General features: G+C 36.3%; 10 protein-coding genes. 3 read left to right on the top strand and 7 right to left on the bottom strand.

Annotation, left to right across the window (positions count from 1 at the left end):
• The first annotated feature begins 11 nt into the window (after positions 1-11).
• Entirely contained in the window at positions 12-875 is an 864-nt protein-coding gene (locus H7F21_RS06180; protein ID WP_185788330.1) for a hypothetical protein, read from the top strand.
• Positions 876-971: 96 nt separating this feature from the next.
• Here H7F21_RS06180 and H7F21_RS06175 read toward each other — a convergent pair whose 3' ends face one another.
• The 6 genes from H7F21_RS06175 to H7F21_RS06150 all read right to left on the bottom strand — a co-directional run bounded on the left by H7F21_RS06175 (position 972) and on the right by H7F21_RS06150 (position 14,130).
• Positions 972-2,072 (bottom strand): NHL repeat-containing protein, encoded by a 1,101-nt coding sequence (locus tag H7F21_RS06175; protein ID WP_185788329.1) that lies wholly within the window; start codon positions 2,070-2,072, stop codon positions 972-974.
• 15 nt (positions 2,073-2,087) lie between these two features.
• Positions 2,088-3,566, bottom strand: a complete 1,479-nt coding sequence (locus H7F21_RS06170) for a DUF1501 domain-containing protein (protein WP_185788328.1) — start codon at positions 3,564-3,566, stop codon at positions 2,088-2,090.
• A 19-nt stretch (positions 3,567-3,585) separates the two neighbouring features.
• Positions 3,586-6,423 carry a DUF1549 domain-containing protein gene (locus tag H7F21_RS06165; protein WP_185788327.1) on the bottom strand — a complete coding sequence of 946 codons (2,838 nt, stop codon included), beginning with the start codon at positions 6,421-6,423 and terminating at the stop codon, positions 3,586-3,588.
• A gap of 53 nt (positions 6,424-6,476) precedes the next feature.
• Positions 6,477-8,393 (bottom strand): ulvan lysase-like protein, encoded by a 1,917-nt coding sequence (locus tag H7F21_RS06160; protein WP_185788326.1) that lies wholly within the window; start codon positions 8,391-8,393, stop codon positions 6,477-6,479.
• Positions 8,394-8,518: 125 nt separating this feature from the next.
• Positions 8,519-10,522, bottom strand: coding sequence for a T9SS type A sorting domain-containing protein (locus tag H7F21_RS06155; protein WP_185788325.1), 2,004 nt, complete (start codon positions 10,520-10,522; stop codon positions 8,519-8,521).
• A 149-nt stretch (positions 10,523-10,671) separates the two neighbouring features.
• A complete protein-coding gene (locus H7F21_RS06150; RefSeq protein ID WP_185788324.1) occupies positions 10,672-14,130 on the bottom strand; it encodes a glycosyl hydrolase in 3,459 nt (1,152 codons plus the stop codon).
• A gap of 232 nt (positions 14,131-14,362) precedes the next feature.
• Here H7F21_RS06150 and H7F21_RS06145 point away from each other — a divergent pair, with 232 nt between their 5' ends.
• Both H7F21_RS06145 and H7F21_RS06140 read left to right on the top strand, forming a co-directional pair.
• Entirely contained in the window at positions 14,363-15,316 is a 954-nt protein-coding gene (locus H7F21_RS06145; RefSeq protein ID WP_185788323.1) for a hypothetical protein, read from the top strand.
• 44 nt (positions 15,317-15,360) lie between these two features.
• On the top strand, positions 15,361-16,278 hold the full coding sequence (locus tag H7F21_RS06140) for a sugar phosphate isomerase/epimerase family protein (RefSeq protein WP_185788322.1): 918 nt from the start codon (positions 15,361-15,363) through the stop codon (positions 16,276-16,278).
• 49 nt (positions 16,279-16,327) lie between these two features.
• Here H7F21_RS06140 and H7F21_RS06135 read toward each other — a convergent pair whose 3' ends face one another.
• On the bottom strand, positions 16,328-18,070 hold the full coding sequence (locus tag H7F21_RS06135; protein WP_185788321.1) for a sulfatase family protein: 1,743 nt from the start codon (positions 18,068-18,070) through the stop codon (positions 16,328-16,330).
• Between the last annotated feature and the right edge of the window lie 63 nt (positions 18,071-18,133).

Here is an 18,133-nt window from a genome sequence, read left to right as displayed (position 1 = left end):
ACCAAATTAAAATGACAAAAAGTAATCTACTAAATCTAAAAAATATAGCTTTAATTCTATTATTAACTATTTCTATTTCTTGCTCTACAAATGACGTAATAGATTCATCAGTTGATGAATCTACCTTACAAGAATCAACAGACTTGACGGAATTACATGCAAAAGCAAGTTGTGACACATCGTTTCCAAACCTTGGTCCAGGATCACCTCAGTCCTGTTCTGATGTATCGAGTCCTAATAATAAGGGAACCCTAGACTGTAGAACTAGTGAAAGTTATGGAGGTTATGATAATATTTCAGGAGGTTGGGGTAGATACAAAATTATAGGAGGCACTATAAGATATAATAATACTAAAACTAGAGTGGAACGATTTTTCAACAACCTTTCTCGCAGCCCCAATAAAGAAACAGTACTTACTGGCAGGTTTAGAATTTATGATTTAAGCGATGGCAATACATGTATTATTCAATCTCATGCAGGCGGTATAATTAAAAAAGGGGTTGAGGCACTTAAAAAGAATAGTAGTGCACAATTTTTATTATACGCCAGAAAAGTTACAGAAAAAGGTGTTGATAAAATTAGATTAGAAACTCATGTAACGACAAATCCTTACACACCAAGTGGAGGAGGTCGAACAATAACAAATTTCAAAACCATTAACTACGGGCAAGAATATACTTTTAGATATGAAACAGGATATAATTCATCTAACACAGCATTTTCGAAAATAAAAGTTGGAGGTACAGAAAAACACATAGTACATAACCATACTACTGAAAGAGTTTATACAAGATATGGTGCTTATGGCACAAGTGATACTGGAGATAAAACTGCACATATTCAATTTAAAGACATTAATCATTGTAGAGATTAAAACAGAATTTCAAAATAAGCAATACTAATTATATAATAAAAAAGGAGACTCTTTAACTACAGTCTCCTTTTCTTAAAGCTCGTCTTAGAAGTATTCTTAAACACGTTCTAATTTTATAGGATAGGCCTTGTTGGCATTCCATTGGCAGACGTATACGTTTTCATCATTATCGACACAGACATCGTGGCAATGACGAAAAATAGGTCGGTCCTGAACCATGCGTTGTAACTTTCCTTTCTTATACTTAGGCTTTGTTCCGCCTGGATTAGACACTACTTTTCCTTTTTCATCTAAAATAGTTACAAAACCTGATTTAGGACTTGTTTTAAATGGATGTGTACTTTGGTCGCTTTCTACATAATCGGTTTCTGAAGACCAACACACGCCAGAGTATAAGTTTTTATTATGAATTACAGGACGACATACAAAGGCTCCTGGCAAATCTATTTGCTCAATATATGTACCATCTAGTGTAAACCGTTTAAAGCAATTTGCAGCTCTCGATGTGATTAGTAAAGTGGGCTCGCCATCACCTCTGTAATCGATACAAACACCATGTGCCGTTTGAAATTGGTCTTTTTCCGTACCTCTACCACTTCCTATTTTTCGAATAAACTCACCATCTTTTGTAAATTGAAGAATATAATTTGAGCCATAGCCATCTGCTATATAAATATCGCCATTAGGACCAATGGCACTCTCCGTTGGCTTAAACGCATCTTTTTTTTCATAAGCTCCGTATTTAGAGGGATGCCCGATAATCATCAACTCTCTGCCGTCTGTTGTTGTTTTAATGACGCTTTCTCCTTTAGCATCACAGATAAATAAAAAATCTTCGGAACCGTCATTCCATAACGACAAACCATGACCACCTTTATAACGAATTCCCCAAGAATCGAGAAGCTTTCCTGATTTGTCATAAATCAAAATATTATTCTTGGTGTTGTCACCTACCATAATCAATCGGCCTTTAGAGTCCATAACCATTTCATGACAATTTTTCACAGGTGTTACGGCTCTATCTAAATCTCCCCATGATTTATGCACTTTATATTTAAAATCTCCATGACCTATAATGGTATCATACATTTTCGGCTTCGACTTTAAAATATTAAAATGAGGAACAATCGCTAAACCTATACCTGCTTTGGCTGTGGTGTTGATAAATGTTCTACGACCGATTTTAGACTTTGTCATGATTGCAATACATTTTTAAGCGACATTTTCTTTTGATGATTTTATTTCTTTTCCGAACAAATCCAATATAGGCTGACCCTTTCCATCTGGTGTGGTGTAAAATGGCCTGCCTTCGATTTCGTAATGGGTTTGAGAATCGATACCTAATGCGTGATAAATAGATTGATGCACTTGATCTATTACCACTTTATTTTCTATAGAAACACAGGGTCTTTCATCTGCTGTTTTTCCGTAAACCAATCCTTTTTGAACACCACCTCCCCAAATTAATATGGAACCACCATCTGTAAAATGACGATGCATCCCATAATGGCGAATATGCTCTATTTTATCTGGTTGTCTACTTGCTTGATCCTTAACTTCTTCTCCTGGCCTTCCTTCCATAATGGCATCTCTACTAAATTCACTCGCCAAAATAACCAAGGTTCTATCTAAGTGACCAGATTCATCTAAATCTTTAATTAATTGTGCCACTGGTCTATCAATTAAAGCTTTCATTTGTTTTGCTCTGGTATGTCCGTTAGCATGTGTATCCCAACCTAAAAATGGCTCATATTCTGTTGACACACTAATAAATCGTCCTCCGTTTTCAATCAAACGTTTTGCTAATAAACAACCCAACCCAAAACGACCTGTATTGTAGGTGTCATATTTTTCTTTAGATTCTTGAGATAAATCAAATACTTTGGCTTCTGGCGAATTTAAAAGTCGGTACGACTGTTCCATAGAGCGCATTAGCGATTCTCTTTGATAGTCGCCAGCCTGCTCCATCACTTCACTTTTATTAGCCAATTCTTTATAAAGTTTGTAGCGTGCTTCAAAACGTTTTAAGGACATGCCTTGTGGTGGACGTACACTATCTAAACCTTCAGATGGATCTGGAATTAAAAATGGCCCGTATTCGCTTCCTAAAAATCCGGCTGTATGAAACGCTTTTAATTCTTCGGCTTCGCCCATTGTAAAACGTTGTCCCATTGAAATAAAAGGTGGGATTACAGGATTTGCTGGCCCTAATTCTTTTGCAATCCATGCTCCAATATGAGGTGCTTGAACCGATTGCGGTGGTTCATAACAAGTGTGCCAATGAAATTGATGTCTTGTATGTAAAATGTGTCCTAAATCGGCTGCTTTATATGATCTTATAATAGCTCCTTTGTCCATTACATCTCCAATAGATTGTAATCCTTCGGAAAACTCTAGTCCATCAACTACTGTGGGATGTTTTGGAAATGTACTTAATACTCTATTGGTCTCTAAACCTTTTTCGAAAGGTGCATAAGCTTTAGGGTCAAATGTTTCGGTATGCGCCATACCGCCAGCCATCCAAAGTAAAATAACACTATCTGCTGTGGCTGCTCTTTTCTGAACTTCGGGCGAACAGGAACTTAAAAAACTTGCTAAAGGAATGCTTGTTGCAGAAGCCGCCAAACTTGCTGCAGTCATCTTTTTTATAAATTCTCTACGCGAATTAACCTTGCTATTTTTATCCTTCATAATTCAAAAGCGATTCTTACTAGTTTATAAATTGAAATTCAGGCGACATCAAAACCGACCAAATCACATCTTGTACTTGTGCTATGCTTGGTTCATTCCCTAAAGCCTCAATTAAAATCTTTTGTTCGTCAGAAGATGGATGCCTTCCTAATAATTTCTGATACAGCATATCTATAATTGCATTGCTATCATTTCCATAGGTATCGCGCCATTGTTTTGCTCCTTCTTCTAAAATACCATTGAAAAAAGCACCATTTGTAAGTTCCAAAGCTTGCAATAACGTTGCTTGCTCTTCTCTTGTCGTAGCGACGATTTCTCGATTAGGTCTTCCTAAAGCTTTTAAAAACGGATGTTGTTTTACCAAACTTGCTCTTACAAAGGTCTCTTTATGTTCTTTAAATGTAAATTCTAATAGCTTACTCCAATTATTTGTTCCGTAATCACGAACTTCCATCCATTTACTATCATCAAAATTTAAATTTACCCAGTTACTTTGAGGCGCTTTGTTTGTACTTACCCAAGTTTTGTCTGAAAATACCTTAAACGTTTTACCATCTTCAAAATCTACTTTCATTGCAAATAATATACTGGCAGGATTATCAATCTTTCCTAGGTTATTACCTTCTATCGCAATTACATTATTTCCCTTTGTCAAAAGTTTAGTAATATCAAATTTCCCAACATCAGTCCAATTATTGCCCTCTCCTACTGGCTTTCCGTTAATGAATAATTTATAAGCATCATCCACAGAAATTAAAATTGAAGCTTGTTTTATATCATCTTTTAATAGCTTGAATTCCTTTCTAAAATACCGTTTACCAGGTAATGGTAATACTGTGTTTGTTAAATCCTTTTCATGATGCCAAATACGTAACGCTCGCATTTTTTCTTCATTAGGATTAAATTCTACCGCTACATAAACTGGTGCAATTACCTGACTAATAGCATCCGAAAATTGTTCTGCACTTAAGCGTCTTAAAACAGGTCCTTCAAAAACATAGTTTTGCTTTAGATGTTCTGATGATTTATAATTGACCGCAGGTAAATGGTATGCCTTAGAGGTCATGATTCGCTTTATTAAATGCTTTAAGTCTGTACCCGAATCAATAAAATCCGCAGCTAACCAATCGAGCAATTCAGCATTCCAAGGGTCGTTATCCATTTCATCAACAGGTTCAATAATGCCTCTACCTATTAAACGTTCCCAAATACGGTTGGTAATGGTTCTGTACAACCTCCCATTCTTTTTGTCAATCATTATTTTAGAAAGCTTAAAGAGACGTTCTTTTAGAGTTGTGCCTTCAACACTGCCAAGTTCAGGATATAAAAAATTGACTTTTGCTATTTTACCAATAGGTTTATCACACCTATTGAGTTCTAAAGGTTCTTCCGCAAAAATTGAAGCAAAACCATAGGCTTGATCTAAAGTTAGATTACTCACAAAGCTATTATGACAAGACGCACATTTTACATTGACACCCATTAACGATTGACCAATATTTTGAGCTGCTTGCATTTCTGTACGTTGACTGGAATTTACCACACCTCTCCATTGAATTCCTTTTATAAACCCTTCAGATTCTTTGTCTGGATTCAATAATTCGGTTACCATGTGGTCATAAGATTTATTATCCTTTAAAGCATTATACAACCATTCTGTAATTTGAAATCTACCTTTAGTTATAAAACCTGTACCACTGTAATCGTTTCGTAATAAATCATTCCAAAAGCTTAACCAATGTTGTGTGTAATTTTCGGAATCATTTAATAAGTCATCAATTAAACGTTCTCTTTTATTAGAATTATTATCCGCTACAAACGCATCTATAAATTCAGGTTCTGGCAGTAAACCAATAACATCCATGTAGGCTCTTTTAATAAACTTACGATCATCGATTAAGGCTTGCCAAGACACATCGTTGTCATCAAAATAAGTACTTACAATTTTATCTATGGGATGCGATTCTTCAGAAACTTTTGGTAATTCTGGTTTTACTAAAGCCAATTCAGCTTCTGGAAATATTTTAACAGCCTGATCTGACCAATGTGCTCCTTCGTCTATCCAAAGCTTCACAAGTGCTATTTCATCTGATGTTAGCAATTTACCTTTTGTTGGCATCACGTCCTTATGATTTGCTGGAAGCGAAATGCGTTTGTAAATTTCACTTTCTTCTGGCTTACCTGGCACGACTGCTAATCCTGTTTTTCCTCCTTTAAAAACACCTGCTTTTGTTTCGAGAATGAGTTCACCTTTTTGTTTATTTTCACTATGACATTGGTAGCATCTATGTGCAAAAAGCCCTCTCACTTCTAGGTTTAATTTATCTTTTTGTAATTCTGATAATGTATCTACCGATTTAAGTTCGGCCAGTAAAGCTCCAGATTCCTTACTTGTATAATTATCTTTATTTCCAGGTAATACTGAAGCAAGGTAACCTTCTCCATGCGTCAAGTTCGCCCCTAAATGTCCTGCAATAGTCAATAAAACGACTGTCATGAAAAATACAATGCGATAGGCTTTTAAATTTACAGGTGATTTTTTTAAGCTTGATTTTAAAACTAAGGCAGTAATCAAAGCTAAAACTGCAGTGGCGATTCCTGTGTATTGATGATTATCTACTAAATTGCCTGTATAGTCTTCTTGAGTTTTTAAGAACCAGCCAAACAGTGCCGAGAGAACAGCAAAACCTGCACCAATACAAACCATAAAACTGATGCCATCTCTAAGTCCTTTTCGCTTTCCTTTTAAGGTTAGCAATTCTAAAATAAAACCCGTGAATAAAAGTCCAATAGGAAAATGCACCAATAAAGGATGTAAGCGCCCAAGAAATTGAAGAATCCAATTTGAGTTTTCCATAAGTCAAGTATAATTAACTTATGATTATTTTGTATCCTGTACCTTACTGTATTTTAACTGACAGCTATTGAAATAAGCAATTCATTGACATCTTTTTCAAAGAATATTTCAAAAGGAATGGCTTCAACACCAGGCACCATATTAAAGGTTCTAGCGCCTTCAATGTCTTTTATTTTTAGAGGCACGTTAGCATTTATGGTCACTAAACCATCTGGTTTTTCAATCGTAATTTCTCTATCCGAAATTTTGGTAACAACTTCGGTATTTGGCGAAACGATAGGCAGTACAAATGCTGTTGGCTCAGTAATATCTTGTTTTGAACTGACCTTTATTTGTGTTATATCCGCAGAACACTTGTATGTAATATCAAAATCAGAGGCCGTTTCTGTCACTTCTTCTCGACCTACATTTTTCAACTTAACTTCAGCTAATAATTCAATCGGTCCATTTTCATCTTTTGAAGTGATTGTTGCTGGTAAATCGTATAAATTGGTGTACCAAACATCTTCTTTATAAACCTCAACTCTGGGTGTTAAGCAGATATCTTTTCCTGGTTGAGGTTGTTGATTATTCTTTTCAACCAAAGCATATTCTGCCATACTCGCAGCACACAACAATCCTACCTTATTGTGATATAAAAGACCTAATGCTCCACCTGAAGCCTGACGATAATCATATTCATAATGATACTCTGCATCATAAGCACTTACAGTCCCTCTCCAATCGCCTCTTGCGAATAGAAAAACATCTAGGTCTTTAAAATGTTTTACACCATCAGCTGTCATTCTTGGTAAACTCGTACTTGAATTAATTTCTGGTAAATGGTCCCAATGGTCTAACAGTGCTGCTAAAGGTTTTGCATGTGTAAATGTATGATGCACACATGGTGGAATGCCTGCCTCTATAAAACCGGGTCCGCCATGAATTAAACCATCTGCTGTACAACGTTGTAATAATTCTGTGTTTTTCACGGCTGCAGTTCCGAATGCTGGGTTAATATGCGACATCATGCCAAAGGCTGGTTGACTGCCATCACAGGTTCTGCTTCCCCAATACGTCCATTTATACATTCTGTTGCCCCAACTATTATCCCAACCACCATCTGGCAACATAAACTCTAAATGGCTATTTAAAGATTTGGTTAAAATTTCAAGTAGTTCTTTATCATTCTTTTTAAGTGCATACATGACCAAACTGTTTAAAGTTTCCTCTACATTATATCCTAAGTCTACGCCATGGAACCCTTTTTCACTCAGTTTACTGGAACTCTTTTTGCATTCGCCAAATAGTAATCCTTCATTAGGTGTAAAATAAGCTTTTACTTGTTCCGCCAGTTCTTTACTCTTTGCTTTAAAATCATCTCTTTTTACAACGTCTCCTACTAAATCCAAACCATAAACTGCTGTCCCAGGATAATTAATATTAGTGAAATCAATGGTGAATGTATAGTAAATGTACTGCCCTGCTTTTTCTAGTCGCTTCGTCCAAGCTGTTCGTGTGACTTCATCTAAAACATGACCATGATAGTGTAATGCTTCTGCCAAAGCGATGGCTCCAAAAATGGTAATGCCTTTCCAAGATTTTGGGTTTTTAATAACCGTCCAAGCTCCGTTGTCTTGAGACACATTATTTTCTGCCCAAAGCATAACTAACTTAGCCCCTTCAACATATTTTTCATCTCCTGTTTTGTCAGCCATATATAAAAAAGGATACACAGCATCCATACAACGCCCATGGATATGCGTACAAGACGGACAACCTAATGCGCCATGTTCATCTATATTTGATGGATTATTGATTTGTACTTTCAACATGCCATCTGACCAATCTTTTAATAAACTTGAGATTAAGTTTTTAAATTCTAAAGAATGTTCTGGATGCTCAGCACAAGCATTTAATAATCCAGACATGGGAAGCGACAAACCTACTCCTGCAAGTGTTGATAGTTGAATAAAGTTGCGTCTTTTCATTTAGTATATGTTTTGCATATGTGTAATTTAAAAAAACACCTCACATAAACTATCCTGTTTTGTCCTGTAGTTTTGAACAAAAAAGGCCGTCTTGTAAGACAGCCTCTTTTAATTAATCATAAATATTAGTTTATTATCAGTTTAGTCTGAACGGTTTTATTATCATCCGTTGTAGCAGTTACGATGTATAAACCAGAAGTTAAATTTCTATTATTTCTAACTTCAATTTTTCCGTTAGTAGTTAATCCTTGATAAACTACCTTTCCTAACAAATTGTATATTTTAACCTCTGCATTAACATTGTCATTTAATGCTATGGTAAACTCGCTATTTGCCGGGTTTGGATATACTTTTATCGAAGTCGCACTTAATTCATTATCCTCAATACTTAAAGATTCACTTGTAGGTATGGCTTCCCATACGCTTCTAGTATCTGACTCAGGAACTGGAATGTGTGTTACAGTTCCATCCATTTCATGATACATAAATCTACCGCTAGTACCAGATTCAAATCTATAGGTATCATCAACATCGTTATAATGTAAAGTCCACACTTTATCACCAGAACTTGTAGTTGTACCTGTGCTTAAAACTACATATGGACCTCCTGGACCTCCAGAACCTGGCGCACGTAATATACCGTTAACTTCACTATCTATATTTACAAATGCGCCTTGTTGCACAAATGTCCAATGTGTGTTTAGCGGTTCACCAGAATTTGTCATCGTAACTGGTGTAGCTGACGCTTCTGCATCAGTTAAGAATTGGCCTGTAGCTACATTTCTAAATCTAAAAACGTCATCACTAGGTGGTGGACCTGAGTTATCTACAACTTCAACTTTCTCATAAGTCGTATTTGCCCATCTCATTTGCGCTCTACCTCCTCTTACACGATATGCTCCATATCTAATACCAGATTCTGTACCTCTTTCTGGATCTGGAATATTCCAATTAAATGCTTCTCCTCCAATTACCGCGTCACAATAATGAATTTTCAAAGCTGGGTCATTAGGGTCTTCTCTAAAACCTATCTCTAGCTCAAAATCTATTTCTTCATTTTTATTGACCTGTTTTAGAAAAACAACTTCTCTCCCACTACCTGATCCACCGCGTTCTAAGATGCGTTCGGCATAAATATCGAACGCCACTTGCTTGTCTGCGTTAATACCTGTACCGTAAACAGGATGTGCTCTATATAAACAGATAGCAGGATCTGGAGGACCTCCACCACCAGTATGCTTTCCTTTGGCCTGCGCTAAGTAACTTCCGTCTTGGCCAAAAGAGCCACCATCACCAACTTCAAGAATTCTAAAAACTCCAGTGAATCTTGCATAACTTCCCACACCTGTTTCTTGTGATCTAGGTAAAGAACGCTCTATTCTGGGTTGTAAGGTACCTGGAGCATCCCAGTGGTTTGACCCATCGGTAATATTATAAACACCCCAAGTTTTTCCATATAAATCAACTTCTGAGTAATCGGAATAGCAACTTCTGTCGTCAGCAGTTCCAACATTAACAGAGTTCGGTATATCTACATTTCTAGTATTATTGTTTTCAAATTCACCTGAAGCAGGACAAGTTAGATCTGGATTTGTATCTTCATCCGGAGCTGTTTCTACAGGTGTTTCTGTAAAAGGAATGAGCTCCCAATTACTTCTATCATCCGTTTCCGGAACAACAACATGGGTAACCGTTCCGTTGGCATCATGATACATAAATCTACCACTATTGCCTGATTGAAATCTATAGGTATCATTCGTTGTGTTATGTTGTATTGTCCACACTTTATCAGCATCAGCTGCTGGTGCAGATGTAGCCGTACTAACAACAACATAAGGACCTCCTGGCCCACCAGCACCAGGTCCGCGTAATATTCCCAAAATTTCACTATCTATATTATAAAATGCACCACTTTCTACAAAAGTAAAATGGGTACTTTGATCTTCTTCACCTAAATTTGTCATAGTAACTGCTGTGGCACTTACTCCTGCATCAGTTAAAAATTGCCCAGTCTCTACATTTCTCAACCTAAAAATATCATCAGAAGGTGGTGCGTCTTGCGCAGTTATGCTTAGTGAGCATAACATAACAACCAAAAATAATATGGCCTTAAACGTAATTTTTTTCATAGCTTTTTTTAATTTTTGTCTAATGGTATTAAATTTAGCTAAAAAAAGTATCCTGAACTATGCTGAATTGAACCATAATGACATTTTATTTTTTTTAAAGTCAATATTTAAGGATAAACGAAATGTATAAAAGAATAATAAAGAGCCAATTAATTAAGTGTTTTTATAACTACTGGTCCGATTAAACCAGAACCGTCTAATTCAGTTTCATTTTTTTTAGGTGGATTGGTTGTCCAAGATTTCTTTTTGCCTTTTGGTCTTTGATTATCAAAAATGAGCTGATTACGCCATGTATTGGTCACTTTTATCTCTAATCGATTTTCACCATTGGTCACAAATTCACTAATATCAAAAGTAAAAGGAGGTGTCCATTTTACACCGACTTTCTTATCATTACACCAAAGCTCTCCTATATCCGAAACAGCTCCTAATTCGATAATAGTTTGTTTACCTGAAGATTGTAAATTGAAGGTTTTGGAATATGTTGTAGTTCCTGAATAGTGCTTAACAGCATAATTGTCTAATTCGGGAAGCGATTTTAATTCTGGAATTTGAATCGACTTCGGAGTATCCCAACCGTCATCAAAATTTAATTGCCAGTTGGTTTGAAGTGATTGCTCATTTACTACAATGGTTTTAGATGTTTTCTTACCATTTTGATAAAACGTATATACTCCTGCTTTTGAAGCAAGCAAATTATCGTCTTTCCAAAATATACTCGGAAAATCTTCTGTATCATGAATGTTGTACCATCCTGTTTCCGCATTTAAAATAACTTCATTATCAAAAGTTACTTTTGAAGCATAAGGCAATTTATCTCCTTTTGAAAACACCACAATTGCACTGCCACTTGGTGCAAAAGATAAGGTCACATTTGTTCTATCATTTGATGTACTCCAAACTTTTGCTTCTTGTTGTTCTCCATTAAAAGCATTCCAAATCTGTGGATTCCTATCGTTTATTCTAAAACTTAAGGTTGCATCGACTGGTCTATCATGATTTGATGCTATAAAGTAGATATGAGCATCAGCAGTTTCACGATGTATCCAATTAATGTCTAATGTTTCTGGCACGATAACGTCTTGTTCTATGCGCTCAGCTTCTAGAACCTCATCAAGTGATTTTCCCCAATATACTTTTCCTTTTCCTACTTGCTTTACGCCTTCTTCTGAAGCGCCCCATAATTCGTTAGCTATTGTAGCTAGTTCTTGTAAATCATTTTCATCATCCATTAAGCTAGGTGAATCCAATGGTTTATTTCCTAGAATTACAGCGCCATCCAACACTAATTCTTTAAGTTTCTTTGCTGTAGATAATAACATGCTTTGCGAATCTCTTAGTGTAATAACACGGTAATCTCCAGCATTCTCAACATGAATTTTACCATTTTCAACACTCAACTTATCGTGTAATATTTCAGCATTTAAATAGTCAAAACGATAACCATTAGGAAATTCATCCAAGTCAAAAGGTGGTCGCTCAAAATGGTCACCATAGTATCTCAATACATCGGCAACATATTCACCTTGTTGCAAAACATACTGGTTTCGAGCTAAATAATCCGTCCAATCTTTCATATATGGCCACCAAGTTTGTTGACGCACTAAAGGAAAACCAATATTACCACCAAAACTAGAGCCAGGAAATACATCGGTTTGTGGTGTATGCGAAAAGGTATGAAACACCAAATGATTGACACCCTTGGTAAAATTATAGTCGATTAAATATTTAACCGAAAACGGATGTTCATTCCATTTCACACCCAATTGTGTGCAAGCTTCAGCAGCCAAAACTGGCTTATTATATAGGTGTACTGCAGATGCAGCATTATAAATAGGCTTCGCATACTCATTTTGATCCGATGGTGCTTTAGGATACCAAAACTCAGTCATAGGAATATCACTAACACCATAATACCGCATGGGATCTATAGGTAGCACTTCGCCACCTGCTCCTTCGGTATACACTTCCGCTCCCATATCATGCGCAACCGTTGCAAAGTGCTTAAAGAAATTATCAATAAACACTTCATCCATCGTATGACGTAAATCTCTTAAAAACTTAGTCGTTATTTCAGGGCTTTCAACAATATTACCCATTGTAGCAGGCAAATAGGTTTTCATGCTATACCCTCTACGATTTTCGAACTCGGCAAACATATCCTCTGAATTCATAGTCCAAGTAGGCACATGGCTTTCCCAGCTATCAATTAACAAACCGTGTAATTTTCCATCACCAATTGGACCTCCATCTTTAATTAAGTTTCCAATCATGCCGTTTCTTAAATGGTTTTCAATGGCAACTTTATCCAACTTACTAGATTCCCAACCCGTAGCTTCGGGTACTGCAGGTTTATTGGTTAATCGCATGTTGATATGTCCAAAACGTACAATGGTCCAGTTGCCTTCGGGAACGTCCCAAATTAATTGGCCTTCGGAAGTCATTTTATCAGAGAGGTTAATAATCGATTCAGATTTAATTATGGTATTTTGGGAATAATCAATTTGTACATCGTCTTTAAGACGACGCAATACTTTAGCTGCCTTAGCTTGGTGATTATGTAGTTTTGGATTTGAACTCAATCGAACAAATTCTGGCGCAATATTATGATTGCCTTGAAACGTAAAAACGAATGTATTTGATGTGGTTTCAGGAATTGCTAATGTGAGATGTTTCCGTCGATCGTTCCAGTTGGCATCAGGTAGCTTTACCGTTGTAATTGTTTTTAGTTGGCCATCAATTATGGCTTCAACTTTAAGAGCTACATCTACTTTTGGATATTGCGTACCTACAATGATATGACGTAGTTGCGGAAAGGTAATAGTGCGTAATGTCACTGCATTATCAAAAACCGTTTTCACCCAAGAATTAGCATCGTTTACTTTTGAAATCCCTTGAGTTCTAAAGGTCTTTAAAGGCTTATCTAAATACGTGTTTTTTCTTGTAACGATTAGCTTAGAATATGGATTGAAGATAGCTTCCCAAGGCACTATCTTATTATTCGTTTCAATTTTTGATGGATTTAAAGGTTCTAAATCATCACCTTCAGGTGTTGGAAAAGCTAATACTTGAATATCTTGATAGTTATAATCTGGTGTTGTGTATAACGAATCTAATTCTAATACCTCATTATAGGTTTTTCCACCTGAAACTCTATAAACTGACTCAACCACCTCGCGTTGTGCCTCTTCCACAGGCACCCAAGGACCACCAGTCATGGACCAACCTGGACAATTTTGCATGGTGAATTTTAAACCTAAACGCTTACATTCATCTGCTGCATGCCGAATCATGTCTTCCCATTCTGGTGATAGAATTTTAATGGGATCTACATTTGGGAATGGTCGTCCGTTTTTATTAAAAAGATGAATACCTTGTAAACCAGCAGCTTTTATAGCTTCTAAATCTAAGGTTAAACCTTCTTTACTAATGTTATTTCCGTTAATATGAAACCAAGTTTCTGGGTGGTAATTTATTGATGGTGATTTGAAATTCTCTGATAATTCTTCAAAACTAATTTCAGATTTCACATCTAAAGTTTCCGATATTTTAGGTTGGCAACTTAAAACTGAAACTAGTATAATATAATTGAAAAATTTGATCTTCATTTTACGAATCTTTTAAAAAATAAAGTAACTGTTTTTTTTTATTAAAAGTATCCTGCTGAATCATGTAGAAAATATTTGTAAAACCTATTTTAATATACGTTAGTCATTTATTAAAGTTTCCTTGTTAACTAAAAATATAACTTCCTTATGTTGAAATACTTATCTGTCAGGATACTACAGAACAGTTGAATCATATAATAGCTTTATCTTTGATTGAAAATTATATTGACTTATGAAAAAACCAAAACTTATATACAAACTCTTATCAATTGTTGCATTAATCGTTTTTGTAGCTTTCTCTTCTTGTACAAAAGATGGGCTTGAAGTGTACTCTGAAGACATAATTGTTTATGAAACCCCAGACCCAGACCCAGATCCAGATCCAGACCCAGATCCAAGTGCTGTAGTTGTAGCTGAGGATGAAGATACAAGCACAGATTTAGCTTGTCCATCTTCAGGTGAATTTCAAAACGACAATACTAGAAATGTAGATGTGCAAAATCCTGCTAATGTGGGTGGGGTTGATGATAGAAGTTGTTACTCGGATTACTCAGAAAGTATTATTGATGGTACTACTTGGGGAATTTATAATATTACTGATGGGTCTAATCACTGGGATGCACCAGGCACCTTACAACCTCGAATAGAACGCGCATCAGCCGTAGCAAACGCTAATGTAGGGTCATTTGTTAAATTTAACGGAGATTTCAGAATCCTTGAAGTAGCGGATGCAGGATCTTTTGGTCAAGATGGAACTTACATAGCACAGGCTAAAGGGCAACATACAGGCGGAGGCGGCTCTCCTGACCCTGCTATTTGCTTATATAGAGCACATCCTGTTTACGGTACTGGTATTAATGCTGACAAACAAGTGGCGTTCGATATTTATGCAGAACGCATCTTAGAACGCGGTGGATCAGGTACCGGTAGAGAAGTTGTTTTTCTAAAGCAAGTAAATAAAAACGAAATAGTTTCATTTGAACTAGAAGTAGGATTTAGAGAAGACCCTAGTAATCCTGCTTTAAAAATACATTATTGCAATGCTGTAATTGGAGGAGAAGCATTTAATTGGAATATCCCAGAACCAGAAAGAGGTACGCAATCAAAAATGAGATATGGTGCTTACCGTGTTAGAGGAGGTAGAGCACAAATTAGATGGGCCAACACCACACTTGATTATAATTAGTCTAATTTTATAAATACTTTAAAATTAGCAATCATTAAGTTATTATGAAAAACAACAGGAGAGATGCCATTAAGAAGCTCATAATGGCACCTCTCCTGTTATCTTTTCCTGCATTATGGAGTGCTTCTTCTTCTACAGGAAGAACTGAAACTGCATCTTCAAAACGATTGCAATACAGCGTTAACGCCTATTCCTTTAATGATGAGTTTCGAAGTGGTGAAATGGACCTCTTTGATATGATGGAATTTGCTTCGGATATTGGTCTCAATGCAGTGGATCTGACCGCTTACTATTTCTCATCCTATCCCAAACTCCCAAAAAAATCTGAACTTTTTGCTTTAAAAAAGCGAGCGTTGGAACTAGGTCTTAACATCTCCTGGACTGGGATACGAAACAATTTCGTAACCGCAGATGTAGAAGCAAGAAATCGAGATTTGAAAATGATTAAAGACTGGCTAGATATTTCTTCTACCATTGGCTCCTCTATTTTACGGATTTTTACAGGGAGAAACCAACTTGAAGGATACACTAAAGAACAAGTAAAAACGTGGTTGGTCGATGCCTTTAAAGATTGTGCTCAGCATGGTGCAGACGTTGGTGTAATTGCTGCTTTACAAAACCATAATGAGTTCTTATTTACGGCAGATGAAGTTATCAGTATCATTGAACGCGTAGACTCTGAATGGTTCGGTCTTATTCTTGATATTTCTGGTCTTAGGACCACGAGCGACCCTTATGCTGAGGCAGAAAAATTGGCGCCTTATGCCAATTATTGGTTTATTAAAGAACATGTATATCACAATCAAGTGAAAAGACCTACCGACATGGCAAAGATGGCAGCCATGATAAAACGACATAATTTTCGTGGTTATGTATCGTTTGAAAGCCTATCCGATGGTAACCCTAAGGAGATTATCAAAGAAATGCTAGCGGAGTTTAAAATGGAATTCAATAAAAGCTAGCCATTGCTATACAACATTACGGGTATCTGTAATCTATGTGGTATTTTGATTAATCGAATTCAATAGTTCTGCTCGGCTCAAAACCTATACGATGTGCTTGAACTTGTACTTTTTGGCCTTCTGAAAGCTCTATTGGATTTTGATAAACCCTCCAAGACTTCGGTATTTTTTCATCTTTAATAATTTTATAACCAATGGAAGACCCTTCAGTTTCGCAACTGATGCTTAGTTTCCCATTTTCAAAATTCAAAATAGGTTCTGAAGTTTTAGGTTTGCTGTCTTTTCCGGACCATAAACTATCCACCAGTGTTCTTTCTTCAAGGTTTGGAGTATCTTTAATTTCATTTAACCATCGATCCATTTCTGTACTCAATTCATTAAGCTTTTCTTTATACTCAGGATTACCAGCTAAATTATTTAATTCAAAAGGGTCTGTCTTACAGTCAAATAATTCTTCTTTGGGTTTGTTGTCTCTGAACCATTGCTTTTGAGCTTCATTGAGTTTGCCTTCGTCTCGCAGTTTCAATAATTCTTGCATAGCCGGAATGCGTTCTCTATATGTTATGGGCAGATAATAGCCTTGTTCTGGTCTGTAATTTCTTATGTATTTAAACTGTTTATCTCTTACCGCCCTGATGACATCGGTTTCGGCATCAAAACGGTCGGCAGCTGCATGAATATAATTGCGTTTCTCAGCTTTATAATCGCCTAAAAAAGATTGGCCTTGCATATACGATTTTGGTTCTTCGCCAATAAGCGACAATAAAGTTGGTGCAAAATCTACAAAACTAATTAACTGATTGTCTTTGGTACCTGCTTGCAATTTTTCAGGAAATCGAATAATCATAGGTGTGTTTAAACCTGAATCGTAGATCAATCGCTTTTCTCTAGGTAATGGCCCTCCATGATCTCCGTAAAAAAACACAATGGTATTCTCAAGTAAACCATCATCTTCCAATTGTTTTAAAACTGCTCCCACTTGCCTATCCATTTCCGCAATATTATTGTACAGTTTCCACATGTCACGTTGGGTTACCTCATTATCTACTAAGTAAGGCGGAATGTTAAACTTAGTATCCTTAGGAATATGTACAGGTGTTTCTTCTTCGATCATACGATTATTAGCATGCGAAGCTCCTTTATTTTTCCAATTATAAGAGCTATCTCCAGCATGATACAATCGTGTTTCAATTTCTCGAAATCCATACGGCTCAAACAAACCCGATTCGTGTGTTTCGGTAAAGTTAATCACTGAAAAGAAAGACTGATTATGCTTTCTATTTCGCCAATGGGCATAGGGACTACTCTCGTCCCAGGATGTAACTGGTGCTTTAAATTGATAATCGGTTTTATAATTGTTAGAGCAATAATAGCCTTTTTTACGAAGTAATTCACTTATCATCCTCACATCAGACGGCGGTATTGCTTCATATTTTGGCACTCCTATTTCATCGTTATAGGAATTAGTTCGCATATGGTTTGCACCAATACTCGATGGATACATACCTGTTGCTATAGCTGCTCTACTTGGTGCACAAACTCCTGAAGTAGAATACAGGTTCGGATATATTACGCCCTCTTCAGCTAATTTACTCAGGTTAGGTGTTGCAACGGTAGTATCTCCAAAAGGCGGAATATAAGCTCCCATATCTTCGGTGACTAACCAAAGTATATTTGGGCGTTTGGGTAACTCCAAAGTGGCTTCATCTTTAATTTGTGCATTGGACCCATCTTTTGATTGACACCCTACCAAAAAGACAAATATTATAAGTAATGCTTGAAAAAATTTCATATCGTAACAGTTGAAAAAAATAAAAAGGATAATAATGAATTCAATATCCTATTTTTCTTTTTT

The organism is Winogradskyella flava, assembly GCF_014243395.1.
In the GTDB taxonomy this organism is placed as follows: domain Bacteria; phylum Bacteroidota; class Bacteroidia; order Flavobacteriales; family Flavobacteriaceae; genus Winogradskyella; species Winogradskyella flava.
Note: the sequence above shows the minus strand (reverse complement) of the source record. Positions and strands in the feature narration are given on the sequence as shown.